Genomic DNA, 15,165 nt, shown 5'->3' with positions numbered 1-15,165 from the left:
AATGGCAGCACGCAGCCTCAAAGGGGGATACGCCCTCGAACGTTTTAAGTTTAATTCTGGCTAGCTACTTAGCTGATCATTAAAAAAGCGATGGAGAACTAGTTAGACTCAGTTCTCCATCGCTCGCTAATCAAGAAGTTGCTATTTATTACCTACTTACCGAAGACACCTTTGATGCTGTCAACCGCACGTTCAACTGCATTTACGTTGTTGTCGATCGCTTTTTGAGTCCGAGCTGCATCTTCATCGGCTCTTTTCTCAATGCGAGCTACATCTCTCTGAGCCTTGCGCTGGATTGGGTTGGCGCTACCATCAGTTGCGTCCTCAACCCGACTCGCATTTTTGTTGGCAGTTTCTTTCACTTTCTCTGCCGCATCTTTCACAAAACTCTTGTTTTCTTTCTTAACTTGCTCACCCGTATCGCTTGTCGCGATTAAGGTGGCAGCAGGAGCGGCCATTGCGCTCGTGTTCGAGAAGAACGCACCTTGCCAAACGAAAGCGATCGCTGAAGCACAAAATAGAACAGTAGCTGTCCAACGTCCAACTATAGAAAAGACTTTAGTCATTGATTTCATAGAACACAGTTTTCACGAGATTTATCATCCTAATTTCTACTTCATTTACCTTGCAGGCCAAACTGCCCTAAGACAGAGTCCGTTTGGCATAGACACCGTTTCTCACAACCTTTTTAGACCAGAGTGAGGGAGAGCGAATCCAGTTTCACAAACCTCAACTAACCTTCTAGGTAGCTGGGTAAAGCCTAACCAACAGAAACCCACAAATCTAATGTGGTAAAGTCTACCAAAGACTACTGCTGTGGTTTGTAGGAGTTAGGATTCATCATGACTGAGCGCCACTTCCACGACGAATTTACCCTAGCCGAAACAGCAGAACAGTTGGGCTATGAAGCCATGAAGTTAGGCTTAATTCCCAGCTTCGTGGTGCGTCATTTTCCCGATAGCCGCCAGTTTTACATTCCCAATGAAACCGAATCAGAACCCCTCACCCCTGAGGAAGCCTATCTGCACCTCAAACGCCTAGTAGAGCCTCAGTAATGTCGTCTTAGTAATCAGGGGAGTGATTGCCTCTCATTCTGCTAATAGTGGTTTCTAAGCGCGATTGGCTCTGTAGATTTCACCACATGCATGCCCGCGTCAGCGAAGCGTTGAAACGCAGCATTCGCTTGCTCCGTGAAATCAACAACCCCAGGAACTACAACTGGCGAAGTGCAATCCTCCAGCAGATAAACTTTTTTAGCCAGACTGGGGTCTTGGGCCTGGATTTCGCTGAGCAAATCATCAACGGTCCAGGCTAGACAATGGCTTTTTGCCTGCCCAGCAATGATTACCGCATCAAACTCCAGCAGCTTTTGAATCAAGTGGGTATTCTTCTGAGCGATCGGGTGACCGTCAGGGTTATCAAGTACTTCAGGACGCAGCACTGAGTAGTTTTCGGTTAAGGGATTTCCCCCTTTGATCTCAAAATTAGTCTGACTGTCGCGGGCGATCGCGTGAAAGAAGCAGGCTTCCTCTACAGCAGAAACCAGCGCATGTCCAATACCGCCCAGCATGGCGTGATAAGGCCAAATGGTCAGAGGATATTTGCCGTTGTCGCTGAGGCGCTGGGTATAGTGCAAAGCAAAGCGTTCTAGCAGCATGTAGTTGCCTTGAGTGAGGCTGTAAGCGATCGCAGGATTTACCTGCCAAATGCCTTGCTGCACTTCCGATAAAGAAATCATGGTCATGGGAGCGGGATGATCTCCAGCACCATTCACCCAAAAGCTGGGGTGAAAAATCTGCATCGCTGTGTGGGTGTCCATGGTTGGCGCAATCTCAGTAATCACGTCCAGATTGCGGTAGATGAATTCGCACAATCGCCTGTTATCTTCCACAGCGCCATTGCCCGATCGCCCACCCACAAACAGTTCAAAATCACGGATACAGAAGGTATTTTGTACATCGATCGCCATTAAGCAAATGCGTGTCTGATCTTTGGCGGCTGGTTGTAACCCCTGCTGCTTAGCCCATGCTTTCGCCTGCACTGCTCGCTCTTGATAAGGAACGCGCCACACCTCACCGACGCGCTGAGTAGCAAAGTGGGGAGGAATCGGCAGTTGTGTTTGAGTTGTCATTCCAAGCCACCCGCTAATTTAATTTGGTTCTCTACTATGGGATAGTGTACCTATAACAACAAGGTTAGTGTCAAAAATACACAATGTCAATCTATGGCCTACCTGTACCCCTATGCCCGCCCCAACTTGGCTGTAGACTGCGTAATATTCGGGTTGGATGAGCCGAATAACCTACAAGTGATGCTGATCCGACGCAACCTACCTCCGTTTCGGGATCAGTGGGCACTTCCTGGCGGTTTTGTCCAAATTAACGAATCCATTGATGCGGCGGCTCGTCGAGAGCTACAGGAAGAAACAGGGCTACAAGATGTGTTTCTAGAGCAGTTATATACCTTTGGGGCGATCGATCGCGATCCTCGTGAGCGCGTTGTCACCGTTGCCTACTATGCCTTAGTTAATCTCAGAGAGCATGCTATCGAAGCTATGACCGATGCCAGCGAAGCAACCTGGTTTTCGATCTCCCATCTCCCTTCGCTGGCCTTTGACCATGCGCAAATTGTTGATATAGCAATCGCTCGACTCAAAGGCAAAGTTCGCTATGAGCCGATCGGCTTTGAATTACTTCCCCAAAAATTCACGCTGTCCCAACTTCAAACTCTTTACGAAACTGTGTTGGACGTGCGGCTCGATAAGCGCAACTTTCGCAAAAAGCTTTTAAAGATGGATCTCTTGATTGAACTAGACGAAACTCAAACCGATGTTGCTCATCGAGCCGCCCGACTCTATCAGTTCGATGCAGCCAAATATCACCAACTCAGGGAAAAAGGCTTCAACTTCGAGATTTAACACGAGATTTAGCACAAGATTTAGCAAAGGTTAATTCTGACTGAAAGGGGAAAAGCTAGGGCCATCCCCCTCACTCTCCTAAAGCGTGTCTGAGGAAACGCTACGCAGCGCTTCCTGAGGATTGCCTTGCGCTAAGAATAGAGCCGAAGCCTGCCGAGCATCCCGGATTGCTCCAGCCTTATCTCCTAAGCTCAGCCGAGCAAAGCCCCGATTCTGGTAAGCTTCAGCATCTTGAGGATTTATCTGGAGCGCTTGAGTAAAGTCTGCGATCGCCTGAGACTCGTTACCCAGCGCTTGATGTGCTAGACCTCGGTTGTTGTAAGCATCCCCGTCTTTCGGGTTAATCTCTAGGGTGCGGTCGAAATCTGCGATCGCTGCTGACGCATCTCCCAACATTAAGTGAGCAAGCCCCCGGTTGTAGTGAGCTTCGGGGAATTGCGGATTAAACGCGATCGCTTGACTCCAGTTAGCGATCGCCTTAGAGTAGTTGCCTTGCTGAGCTTGGTACACGCCTTCGTTATAAGCATCGACAGACCCCATGGGAGCGGTGATTGCAGTCGTGGGGTAAGCTTGAACGACCGAGGGCATACCAATTAGAGTGGCAGCTAGGCCCAAAGTCGTTAGCACTGAAGAAATACGGTTCATGGTGTCACCTAGAAATGGGTGCAGCAAGGTATGGATGGAACCACCCTTGCAACAGGCTCATGAATGAGCTTGCCATCGTCCTCGACAAGGTAGCGGACCTATAGAGAGACAACCCTCTATCATTTGAGGGGTTTCAGAATCAAAGCAATTCCAACCCGTGACAGATGTAAGTAAAAAAATGCAGAAACCATACCAACTCATCTGTTTAGGAACAGGCGGTATAGAAGTTCAGTAAGTTCTTGCCAGCGAGCCTCTCATAAACGCTTTAAGATACGGCGGATTCTTATCAATGGGTTCTAGACCTCACAGCCAAGTAGAGAGACAGACTTCAAGCTCCCATCTCTTCAGCCAGAATCGTGGAGATATAGAAATTGGGAGCGATTTCTAAGAGAGTTGTATCTAAATATTACAACTTGGCTTTTCTATTAAGAAATGTTGCAGGTACAGTTTGACCTCGTTATGGTGGCAAACATAAACCACAGAAGTACTAATGCTGGAAGGCTCTATGCTGCTACCAATCTTGGCCATTGCTGTGGCACTACTCAGTATTTGGGTTGTGACTTTAGCGATCGCCTCCTACCTCCAGGCTCCCCGGACCGCAAAACCTATCTCACCCACATCTGGCAGGCAGGTCTCCCTCTTCTCACTCATCCTATTTTTATTTGCGCCCTTTAGCCTGATTCCGTTAACCAGTGGTTCAGAGCTAGAGACCAGCACCCGAGAATTCTACGAGCGTTCGGCCCGGAGTAGGTAAGCCGAGCGGCTCAACTCGCTGTGTGTTGTGTCCTAGCCCACTGGGCCTCCTGCTGTTCTACGCCTGCGTCCGCCAAAAGCTGATCCAAATTGACTGATGCTACGATGTTGTAGATGAGCAGTGGCGCTCAACCTTCACCACAAGCAGGAAAGACCCGAAGTTCGTACGATTTTGCCCCAAACCTACAGCATTTTGACGCAGCACCCATCCCAGCGGTGTTGCGTTTTGTTTCGATATTCACAACCCACAGTGATTCAGTCAGCCTTGGTGGGGAAAAGTATTTCTATGCAACCAAAATCTTGAGAAGATGCTGACTCGGCCGCTAGCAATTCTCGGCATGCTGCAAAAGCGCGCGCTGGCTTCATTGTTTGTATTGCCGTTGGCAGTGGGTCTGAGCACCTCAGCTGCTAGCCTTTGGCTTTGGCAGGCACTCGTGAAGCAAGAGGGAATCCAGATTCAACGTGCGGTTGATCAAGAGGCAGCCAAGCTGAAGCTAGAGATTCAGGAAAAGATTCAGCCGAAAGTATTGGCATTGGTACGCATCGCTAAGCGGTGGGAGCATGGGGGTAAGCCTGCTCAGGAAGAGTGGGAGTTTAACGCCAACTTAAATCTAGAGCACTTTAAGAGTTACCAAGCGATCGCCTGGATAGATCCTAGTCTTCAGGTGCGCTGGATTGCCCCACTGAAGGGAAACGAAGCTGCGCTCAACCTCAACCTTGGCTCTGACTCATGGCAGCGTCAGGCTCTCATAGCATCACGAGATCAGCAAAGAATTCGGATGACTCATGAGATTGACTTAGCCCAAGGTGGTAAAGGCTTTCAATTATATGTGCCTATCTTTCCTCAACCAACCCAGTTTGATGGGTTTATTGCTGCCACGTACCGAACTCAAACGCTCATCGATAACATCTTGACGCAAAAAGATGTGTCGGGCTTCGCAGTGGCAATTTTTGATGGGAACGAGCAAATCTACCAGAACCCAACTGCGAATAGGCAACTGCAAAAGCAGTGGGGACGAGCAACGCGCATTCCTATGTATGGGGTTACGTGGCGGCTCCAGGTCTGGCCAACTCCAGCCCTGCTAGAGCGGATGCATTCTCCGCTCCCGACGATCACTTTGTTGGGTGGTCTGTCTCTCGCCTGGGTACTGGCCTTGGCAGTCCATCTGAAGCAAAAGTCCAATCGCTCAGCCCGAGAACTGCGAGAAGGCGCAGCAGCCATTCGCGCTTTATATAACCTGAGTGTGGATCATGAACTCGGTTTTGAGGCTCGCCTCCAGCAACTGTTGGCTTTCGGCTGTCAGCAATTCCAGCTTGAGTTTAGTTTTCTATCTCATATTCAAGGCGATCGCTACGAAATCATTGCAGTCCAGGCTCCAGATGGCTCAGTCACACCGGGCACCATCTTTGAACTTCAACAAACTTACTGCTCAGAGACCTTCAAACTTGCGGAACCCTTATTTATTCCACATGCAAGTGCATCCCAGTGGTGTCAGCATCCTGGTCATACCGACTTCAAGATCGAAAGTTATCTTGGGATGCGGGTCTTGGTTGCGGGTGAAATGTATGGCGTGTTGTGCTTCTGGAGCCGTGTGCCGACTCAAGAACGATTCCAAGCTGTCGATAAAGAGTTGTTGAAGCTGATGGCTCAGTGGAGCGGTAGTGAAATTGAGCGTCAGCAAGCCGCAACTGCTTTAAGACAGCAACTACATCGGGCTTCGTTGCTCAAAGAAATTACTCAAAGAATTCGTCAAAGTCTCGATCCTGAACAGATTTTTCAGACGACAGTCGCTCAAATCGGTCGAGCCTTCCAAGCCAACCGCTGTCTGATTCTTGGCTATATGGCTACCCCAACTCGGCAACTGGAGGTCAAAGCCGAATATTTAGAGTCTGGGTATTCCTCCCTCTTACAAGTCGGCATTCCGATTCATGACAATCCCCATGCCCAACAAGTTTTAGCGCAAGAGCGAGCGATCGCCTCTGCGGATGTCAATAACAACCCCCTATTGCAATACCTACTGCCGCTCTGTCAGGAGTTCCGCATCAAATCCATCTTGGCGATCCGCACCTCTTATCAAGGGGAGCCAAACGGCATCATTACTTTGCATCAATGTGATCAGCGTCGCGACTGGAGTAAGGATGAAATCGAGCTACTTGAAGCCGTAGCCGACCAAGTGGGGATTGCTCTGGCTCAAGCTCAGCTTCTAGAACAAGAGCGGCATCAACGCCAACAACTCAAGCAGCAAAACTTCTCTCTGGAGGAAACTAAGCGAGCCGCAGAAGCAGCCACTGAAGCCAAGAGTAAGTTTCTGGCTACCATGAGCCATGAGATTCGCACCCCCATGAATGCCGTGATTGGCTTGACGGGTCTGCTACTGGATACGCCATTAACGCCTCAGCAACGCGATTTTGCCGAAACAATTCGCAGCAGCGGTGAAACCTTGCTCACCCTGATTAATGACATTTTAGATTTTTCCAAAATTGAGTCTGGCAAGTTGGAGTTGGAGGAGCAAACCTTGAGTGTGCGCGCTTGTGTAGAGCGAGCGCTAGATTTGCTCAGCCCGAAAGCTTACGGAAAAGGATTGGAGTTAGCCTACACCATAGAATCGACGGTACCAAGCGCGATCGTCGGGGATGTGACTCGCTTACAGCAAATCTTGGTGAACTTGCTCAGCAATGCCATCAAGTTTACCCCGGTAGGAGAAGTCATGGTTTCTGTGACAGGGCAACCTCTAGACCTACAGTCACTCCAGTACGAGATTCGATTTGCAGTGAGGGATACAGGGATTGGCATTCCTCAAAACCAACTTCATCGCTTGTTTCAATCTTTTAGTCAGGTGGATGCATCTACCACTCGTAAGTATGGAGGTACAGGTCTTGGCTTAGTGATTAGCCAGCGGCTTTGTGAACTAATGGGCGGCAAGATATGGGTGGAAAGTCAGGTTGGGCAAGGCTCCACCTTCTACTTCACGATTGTTGCTCCGGTTGCTGGGGCCACGGTTACTAAATCAACGTCTCTCTCGTCCAGTCCCATTAGTTCTCCCTTTGATTCACAATTAGCCGAGTGCTTACCCTTACGGATTCTGTTGGCTGAAGATAATGTAACCAACCAAAAGGTAGCCACCCATCTCCTCCGGCGGCTCGGTTATCGGGCTGACCTGGCTAGCAACGGGTTAGAAGTCTTAGAAGCCTTACGTCGCCAGTCTTACGACGTGATCTTGATGGACCTGCAAATGCCAGAAATGGATGGTCTAACCGCAACTCAAGCCATTTACCGAGAATGGGGTTCCACCGATCGCCCCCGGATTGTGGCCATGACGGCAAATGCCATGCAAGGCGATCGCGAAGAGTGCCTGAGTTGCGGTATGGACGATTACATTAGCAAACCTGTGCAGGTGAAAGAACTGGTGCGGGCACTTAGCCAATGTCAAGTTGACCCGCAAGTCACTGCCTCTCTCCCCTCATCTGCATTAGCAGTCGCGATCGCCGAGGCGAAGCGTTCAGTTCAAGAGCGGGTAGGTGAAGATGCCTCTGAACTGTTTCTGCAAATGATTGATTGCTTTTTGGAGGAGGTACCTCGACGCTTAGCAGCGATGCATCAGGCGATTGCTGAAGCGGATACAGCAGCATTGGCGCTGGCAGCTCGCAGCCTCAAGTCGAGTAGTGACCTCCTAGGCATCCTCTCTTTTAGTGAACTTTGCAACCAACTAGAAACAATCGGACATCAAGGGGAGATGAGTAAGCATCCCCAAGTTTTACAGTTGGAGGCAGAGTGGGAAAGCGTGAAAATTGCTCTGCTGCAAGCGCGGCAACAGTGATTTAGAGCGTTAAGCAATACCAATTTTCACAGCACTCGCAGGGTTTAGGCGATCGCAACTCTTTGCTGCACGGGCAACTTCAGGACAAATTCTGTCCCCTCTCCTAGCTGAGAGCGGCACAATAGCTCACCATTGTGTTTCTCAACAATTTGATGACTGATAAATAAACCTAAACCAGTTCCTTGTCCTATGGGCTTAGTCGTGAAAAAGGGATCTAATAACTTGGCTTGAACAGCTTCGGGAATGCCTCGGCCATTGTCTTGAATCACTACCTCTACCCACTCAGCATCGACACTGCGGGTGGCAATGGTGATGGTCTTGGACGAGGTGGTACTCTCAGTCGCAGAATCGACTAATTCATCGATCGCATTGCTCAGCAAATTCATAAAGACTTGGTTGAGCTGCCCAGCATAGCATTCCACTAACGGCAGTTCTTCGTAGTGCCTCTCAATGGCAATCACAGGATTAGTGGGACCTGGCTTCAATCGATGTTGCAGAATCAAAAGAGTACTCTCCAAACCCTCATGCAGATCAACCGCTCTCACATCTGCTTCGTCAAGGCGCGAGAAGTTGCGTAGAGATTGAACAATTTCTCGAATCCGGTCAGTACCCAGCTTCATGGAAGCGCAAAGCTTGGGAAAATCCTCTTCAATGTAGCTCAGGTCGCTATCTTCAAGCTGCTGATCTAGGGCTGCTGATGGGGTAGGATGCTCCTGCTGATAGGCATGGAGCAGATCGAGTAAGGTTTGAGTGTACTCCTGAATCGGCGCTAAGTTGCCGTGAATGAAGTTGATCGGATTATTCACTTCATGTGCAATGCCCGCCACGAGTTGCCCCAAGCTCGACATCTTCTCGCTGTGCACCAACTGAAGTTGCGTCTGATTCAGGTCAGCTAAGGTGTTTGCTAATTGTTCAGCCTGTTGTTTAGTACTAGCAAGCAATTGTGCATGTTGTAGCGCAACTCCAAGTTGAGTCGCAATTTGGCTGACAAACTCAACTTCCGACTGCTTCCAATGACGAGTTGTCGAATGTTGATAAACACCTAACAGTCCCCAAAGGCTAGAGCCCACAAAGAGGGGAACGATCATAAAAGCTTTGATCTCAAACTGCTCCAGCAAGTCAATGTGACACTGAGCATACCCTGGTTGATAAATGTCAGAAACGACAGAAATCTCACCGTTACGATATCGTCCACCTTGGGTTTCTTGCAGGTGAGTGTCATCCCAGACCATATTCACGCCTAAATGACCAATGCTTTGCCATTCCGGTATGGTGGCTTCGTAGTTGCCGACAAACTCTCCGCCCCAATCAGGCTTGAAGCGATACACAGCGACTCGTTCAGCTTTGAGCACCTGGCTCAGTTCCTGAGTGGTGATTTGAAAGATGGTGTCAATCTCTAGGGACTGCCGGATTTTGGACACAATGCGCGATAGGGTGGTTTGTCGCTCCACTAAATATTCCAGCTCGATGTTCGTTTGCTGGAGCTGCTCAGAACGTTGTCTGAGTTCTTCAGTGCGTTCTTCAACTTGGCGCTCTAAATTGGCGTTGAGTCCTTGCACCTGTTGGTACAGCCGATATTGTTTTGCCGTTGCTGAGAAACGCTCTCCTAAAACTTGGGCATATTTGATCTCTTCTTCCACCCAGCTTTGCGACTGCTCTTTCTGGATTTGCCGCCACACGTCGAAGGATTGCCGTGCCATGAGCTGGCGCGTATCTGGATTGTGATAGCCAGCCCAAAGAGTTTCAGTATCAAGACCACTACGGAAGAAGGTGAGACAACCAATCACTTGAGCGCCGTGCTTCAGCGGAATAATTAAGGCGCTGCGAATCCTGGTGTCGCTAAAGAAGGGAGCTAAGGTACGAAAGAGGGGTTCTTGATAGATATCATTCACCGCCCAGGATGAAGGCGCTGGCTTGGTAGATTGAGTCGGTTCTGCTAGTTCGTAAACAGCCCGCATCCACTCAACCGACCAAGGTTGATATCCAGTTCCATCTGTAGCTGTCGTTAAGACTGAGTGCAAATACCTCTGCCACAGTAAGTTTTCTTCAATGCAGCGATTCTGAGTGGAATCAATTAAGGTGGGCTGCTCGCCACAGGTATAAAGTTCTCTAGGGTGGTGGGTGTCTGGAAATAAATACAGCCTGCCTCCCCCATCAAGAGTGTCAGCAGCTTCTTTCAGGGCATCTTGCCAGTCTACAGTGGGAGACGTTTGTAGCAGTGCTGTCACCCGATTCAGGTTGGCTTCTTGCCGTGCTTGGGCTCGCACCTGCTCCAGCAGAATGGATTGAGCAATGGCAACCGCAACTTGGTCTACCACTGCTTGAATGAATTGCAACTCTTCTTCCGTGACCGTATGCGGCTCGGCATGATGAGAAACTAACAGCCCCCAAAGTTGACTCTGGGATTGGGGAGATGGACCCTGAGAAGACCCGGTTGCTTCTGCTTCGAGCACCACCGGAACCACAATAGAAGATTGCACGCCCATCGCGGTCAGGTACTCTTGGTGACAAGGATCGACGGGACGATAGCGAATATCTGTATCGTTGAGCAGTTCCCCAGTTTCGGGACAGTTAAGAGGGCTGATGCCAATCTCGTGGGTGCCCATATTGATGATTGAGCGTTGCCGAGCCCGCACGAATAACTCCCGCGCATAGGGCGGAATGTCGTCGGCGGGAAAGTGCAGACCTAGCAAGGAGGGCAAGCGATCGCTCTGTAGGGATTCAGCAATCACCACGCCATGACCGTCTGGTTGAAATTGGTAAATCTTGACTCGGTCGGTTCCCAGGTAGGAACGCACTTCTGCCACAGTCTTCCTCAAGATCTCCGGAAGCTCCAGGGATTGACGGATACGATTCGCAATGCGGTGGAGGAGGACTTCCCGATTTAAGGATGAACTGATGTCGTGGGTGGGCAGCATAGTCACGATTCAACTCAGGATTCAAGGGTGGCTGCACTTAGGGTTCCCTTAATTTTTGCAACATATATTAAGAACTACTAAATTTCTCAAAATATATTGAAATCCATCATTAATATTGCAGTCCAATGGTTCATAGCTGAGGCAAAGACCGCCTAGGGGGCAGAACACTTAAAGATCAGAGCACTCAGAGATCAGAACGCTTAGAAAAATTTCGAGAGATTTAGAGAGATGTTGATGCAGCAGCTTCGAACTCTAGAACAAAGGTGGTTTTCTCGCTACTACTTTCAACTCGGATGTCAATGTCTAAGCGCTCTGCGAACTTTTTCACCAGTGCTAATCCGAGCCCTGTCCCGCCATGCTTCCAAGGATCATGATTGGGAATGCGGTAGAATTTGCTGAAAATTCGCTCATGTTCTGCGACTGGAATTTCGACTCCAGAATTACTAACTTGAATTTCTAGTGCTGCTGAAGTTGCCTGAGCCGATAGCGCGATCGTGGCTCCAGGAGGGCTGTATTTGCAGGCATTATGCAGCAGTTCGATCAAAATTCGTTCTAAATAGGAAATATCTGTGGTTAAAAGGGGGAGATTTTCAGGAAGATTGATCTTCAAGTGCTGTTGTTGATGACGAGTCCGTTCTATAAACGGTTCTACAAAGTAGGGTACAAAAAGCTGAAGATCAATTGTAGCCAGGTTAAGCGGTTCAGTATCAGCATCAAGCCGAGCCATATCGAGAAGATCATTGATCAACTCCATCTCGCGCTGGCTTTCGTCGCGGATGATTTTGCAGGAACGAGCGATCGCATGGGATTCATCGGCCAACAAACCCAACGTTTTCAAGTTCGCTTCTAGGACTTGATTTGCCAGTTTGATGCTAGCCATCGGGGTACGCAACTCATGAGAAACCGTATTGAGAAAGTCATCTTTGAGTTGGCTCAACCGTTCCAGTTCTTGGACTTGCATCTGAGCCTCACGATACAGGCGCGACTGGCGCAGCGCGATCGCACAATGATTCGCGACCTGTTGGACCAACCGGATTTCTAAGTCACTAAAAATTTGTTCTTTTTGCCGGAACAGCCACAGATCCCCTAAAACTCCCTGATCATCATAAATAGGGCAAGCGAGGACAACTAATTGACTAGAGTGCAAAACTGCACTCACTGGGCCGAAAGGACAGAACTGCACCGCTTCTCCCGCTAACAAAGAGACATCCACCCAAGGAGAGGGAGGCGTAATGTCCAGATACCAGCCTTGAGCGGTAGCTAGAGTCTGGTGGGAGGCGTAAGCAATGGTCGATCGCGTTTGATCAGCCTGATATACTTCGACATCGCAATACTCGACGTCCAACCCTAACCCCAATTCCTGTACGGCTGTTTGGAGGATTTGGCGCTCATCTAAACTGTCGCGGACTTTGGCCGTAATTCGTTGCAATAATGACTCAAAATTCAGGGCTTGTTGCAGTTGAGCGGTCCGTTGCTGAACTTGCTCTTCGAGCTTGACATTTAACTCTAATAGCTCTGCCTGCTTAATCTCTAACGCCGCCTGAGCTTGCGCCAACGCTGCGTTAGCCTGGTTTTGGGCCTGAGTGGCTGCCTCTGCTACTTTCTTCGCTTGCAGTAGTTCATCTTCATACTGGATGCGTTGGCGCATGGGGACTAAGATACAGTCGTTGCAGCAGCTACCGCCTCGTTCTTGGCGTACCGCGTTCACGAGCATAGGGATGTTGCCCCCCTGCTTAGCGCGGAGTAAGAGGTAGATTTCTTCGACTTTGCCGTGCAGTTTCAGCAACGGGAAAAAATGAGTTTGATAGAAGATGCGACTGGCAATCGGTAGGATAGATTCAATGGGCATCCCCTCTAGCTGATTAGACTCATACCCCAGCAATTTCGACAGTGTGGCGTTAAGCATCGCAATGGTGCCATCGTCATTAAATGAGAGGAAACCGCACGGCGCTGTATTGAACGGCTCGTCTATCTGACAAATCATAAACTTACAGTTGCGGGGCTTAGCTAGCAAGGGTTTCAGTCAAATAAGTTTGGATCAGTTGAATGATTTCCTCCGGGTGGCTCATGTGAGGGCAATGCCCTGTTGCTTGCATCATTTGCAAGGTGCTTTCGCTCAGATTGCGATGTAGGTAATGTCCTATCTCAGTAGGGGCGATCGCATCTTCAGAGCATTGCAGGATGAGAGATGGCACTGTCACTTGAGGCAAGTCAGAGCGGTTATCAGAAAAAAAAGTGACTTCCGCAAAGCGACGCATAATCACCGGATCGGTCGAGCAGAAGCTAGTTTCAAGCTCTTGAGTCAGTTCTGGTTGCGCTGAATTCTGCATAATCACAGGGGCTAAAAAGCTTGCCCAGCCAATGTAATTTTTGTCCATCAGATCTAGCAGTTCTTCAATGTCTTGGCGATCGAATCCACCTTGGTAATTCGGTAAATCATTGATGTAGCAGGGGGAAGGAGCCACAAGGATGAGATGGCTGAAGAGTTGGGGGGCTTGAATAGATGCCAACATCCCAATCACACCACTCACAGAATGCCCGACGAAGATCACGTCTTTCAAGTCCAGGGCGGTGCAGACATCTAGGACATCCTGAGCATAACCCTTGAGATCGCTGTAGCGCTCGACGTTGTAGGCTTGAAGATCTGACTTTCCGGACCCGACATAATCGAACAAGACAATCTTGTAATCGTCTTTGAAGGCAGACGTTACAAAACGCCACACATTTTGGTCACACCCAAACCCAGGAGCGAACAGTAGAGGTTGGGTGCCTTCGCCGAACACGGTGATATTATTCCTGAGAAAAATGTTTTGAGTCATTCTATTTCATCAACCATTACTATAGATTGCCCAACCTTTCCGAGCCGATTTGTGACCGTCATCATTCTTCTCAAAAGCATCTCAGTCCTGGGAGATAGAGCAATTTCATCTTGATTTCATAAGTAGGTGCAATGCTGAGTGACTGTGTATCGCTGATTTCTCTGGGTAAATAGCTGACTATAGATAACTCAGGAAGGTGCTTGAGCCTATTTCATTTATAGAGTTGACATATAGAGTTGACACTCCAGCCAAAGGGAGACTTCAGAATAACAGCATAGACTTTTGCAATTTCTCTGCGGAGAACTTATGTATCGCATGTTTCGGATGAAAACCAGTGCTATTGCTTTATTACTAGGGGCGATCGCCACTGCCAGCCTCTTGAATGCTTGCTCAACAGCAAGTCAAAATCAGGCTCAAACTCCTAGCCCTGCTGCTACTACAGCTGGAGCAAACCAACCAATGGATCATGGCAACGCGCATCACAGGGGCATGATGGACCACAGCGCCAGTATGGAGTTAGGCCCAGCCAATGCCGAATATGACTTGCGATTTGTGGATGCCATGACTCCACACCATGAGGGAGCGGTGGCAATGGCAAAAGAGGCTCAGCAGAAGTCGCAGCGGCCCGAAATTCAGAAATTAGCAGCGGATATTATCGCCGCCCAGAACAAAGAAATTGAAGCATTGAAGCAGTGGCGGCAAGCCTGGTATCCCAATGCTAATGCTCAACCCGTCGCCTGGAATGCTCAGATGGGTCACGCTATGCCAATGTCACCGGATCAAAGAAAAGGCATGGCAATGGATATGGACTTAGGCGCAGCCGATGCTGAGTTTGATCTGCGCTTTATCAATGCCATGATTCCGCACCATGAGGGAGCAGTGACGATGGCCCAAGATGCTCTCAGCAAGTCCAAGCGCCCAAAAATTAAACAACTGGCTCAAGACATCATCAAGTCCCAAGAAGCTGAAATTCAGCAGATGCAGCAATGGCGACAAGCTTGGTACCAACGGTGAAAACAAGTTAGTACCAAAACTGCATGTTGCCTGACTTAGTAAAAGCCTAGCGATCGCCCCAAATCCAACCGTCGCAATTACAGGTGGGACATCTAGTGCTAGATTACGGCACCTACCAAGTTTTTCTTCAGATTGCCGATGGAGAAGCAACCGCGATCGCCCTGACAACTAAGGAGTTTCAGACCCTGGAGTATTTCATGAAACATCCCAACCAAGTAGTCACCAGCCAACAGTTGATGGATCAGCTTTGGGAGGTGGGAGCGGAACCAACTAGCAATGTG

12 protein-coding genes are annotated in these 15,165 nt (G+C 49.1%); 6 read left to right on the top strand and 6 right to left on the bottom strand.

Annotated elements, in window-relative coordinates:
• Nucleotides 1-152 precede the first annotated feature (152 nt).
• The gene (locus NDA01_RS28920; RefSeq protein WP_190558103.1) at nt 153-575 is read right to left on the bottom strand and encodes a hypothetical protein; all 423 of its coding nucleotides are present in this window, start codon (nt 573-575) and stop codon (nt 153-155) included.
• Nucleotides 576-842: 267 nt separating this feature from the next.
• Between NDA01_RS28920 and NDA01_RS28915 the strand changes: the two genes are divergently transcribed.
• Nucleotides 843-1,055 carry a hypothetical protein gene (locus tag NDA01_RS28915; RefSeq protein WP_348230742.1) on the top strand — a complete coding sequence of 71 codons (213 nt, stop codon included), beginning with the start codon at nt 843-845 and terminating at the stop codon, nt 1,053-1,055.
• Nucleotides 1,056-1,096: 41 nt separating this feature from the next.
• Here the strand turns inward: NDA01_RS28915 and NDA01_RS28910 are convergent, their stop codons facing one another.
• The gene (locus NDA01_RS28910) at nt 1,097-2,131 is read right to left on the bottom strand and encodes a cysteine hydrolase family protein (protein ID WP_348230741.1); all 1,035 of its coding nucleotides are present in this window, start codon (nt 2,129-2,131) and stop codon (nt 1,097-1,099) included.
• A 93-nt stretch (nt 2,132-2,224) separates the two neighbouring features.
• On the opposite strand from NDA01_RS28910, the gene NDA01_RS28905 reads away from it, so the two are divergent.
• Complete coding sequence (locus NDA01_RS28905; RefSeq protein ID WP_348230740.1) at nt 2,225-2,917, top strand: NUDIX hydrolase; 693 nt, start codon at nt 2,225-2,227, stop codon at nt 2,915-2,917.
• A 78-nt stretch (nt 2,918-2,995) separates the two neighbouring features.
• On the opposite strand, the gene NDA01_RS28900 is transcribed toward NDA01_RS28905, so the two are convergent.
• Nucleotides 2,996-3,562, bottom strand: coding sequence for a tetratricopeptide repeat protein (locus tag NDA01_RS28900; protein WP_348230739.1), 567 nt, complete (start codon nt 3,560-3,562; stop codon nt 2,996-2,998).
• A 505-nt stretch (nt 3,563-4,067) separates the two neighbouring features.
• Here NDA01_RS28900 and NDA01_RS28895 point away from each other — a divergent pair.
• Nucleotides 4,068-4,316, top strand: a complete 249-nt coding sequence (locus tag NDA01_RS28895; RefSeq protein ID WP_190558111.1) for a hypothetical protein — start codon at nt 4,068-4,070, stop codon at nt 4,314-4,316.
• Nucleotides 4,317-4,653: 337 nt separating this feature from the next.
• The gene (locus tag NDA01_RS28890; protein ID WP_348230738.1) at nt 4,654-8,133 is read left to right on the top strand and encodes an ATP-binding protein; all 3,480 of its coding nucleotides are present in this window, start codon (nt 4,654-4,656) and stop codon (nt 8,131-8,133) included.
• Between the two features lie 44 nt (nt 8,134-8,177).
• Here the strand turns inward: NDA01_RS28890 and NDA01_RS28885 are convergent, their stop codons facing one another.
• The 3 genes from NDA01_RS28885 to NDA01_RS28875 all read right to left on the bottom strand — a co-directional run bounded on the left by NDA01_RS28885 (nt 8,178) and on the right by NDA01_RS28875 (nt 13,870).
• The gene (locus NDA01_RS28885; RefSeq protein WP_348230737.1) at nt 8,178-11,051 is read right to left on the bottom strand and encodes a GAF domain-containing sensor histidine kinase; all 2,874 of its coding nucleotides are present in this window, start codon (nt 11,049-11,051) and stop codon (nt 8,178-8,180) included.
• 220 nt (nt 11,052-11,271) lie between these two features.
• Nucleotides 11,272-13,035 (bottom strand): ATP-binding protein, encoded by a 1,764-nt coding sequence (locus tag NDA01_RS28880; protein WP_190558115.1) that lies wholly within the window; start codon nt 13,033-13,035, stop codon nt 11,272-11,274.
• 19 nt (nt 13,036-13,054) lie between these two features.
• A complete protein-coding gene (locus tag NDA01_RS28875) occupies nt 13,055-13,870 on the bottom strand; it encodes an alpha/beta fold hydrolase (protein ID WP_348230736.1) in 816 nt (271 codons plus the stop codon).
• A 306-nt stretch (nt 13,871-14,176) separates the two neighbouring features.
• Between NDA01_RS28875 and NDA01_RS28870 the strand changes: the two genes are divergently transcribed.
• Together NDA01_RS28870 and NDA01_RS28865 are read left to right on the top strand one after the other, a co-directional pair.
• Entirely contained in the window at nt 14,177-14,884 is a 708-nt protein-coding gene (locus NDA01_RS28870; RefSeq protein WP_348230735.1) for a DUF305 domain-containing protein, read from the top strand.
• Nucleotides 14,885-14,967: 83 nt separating this feature from the next.
• The coding region (locus NDA01_RS28865; RefSeq protein WP_348230734.1) for a winged helix-turn-helix domain-containing protein at nt 14,968-15,165 on the top strand (198 nt) is incomplete at its 3' end.

It is taken from the genome of Trichocoleus desertorum AS-A10 (assembly GCF_039962155.1).
In the GTDB taxonomy this organism is placed as follows: Bacteria; Cyanobacteriota; Cyanobacteriia; order FACHB-46; family FACHB-46; genus Trichocoleus.
Note: the sequence above shows the minus strand (reverse complement) of the source record. Positions and strands in the feature narration are given on the sequence as shown.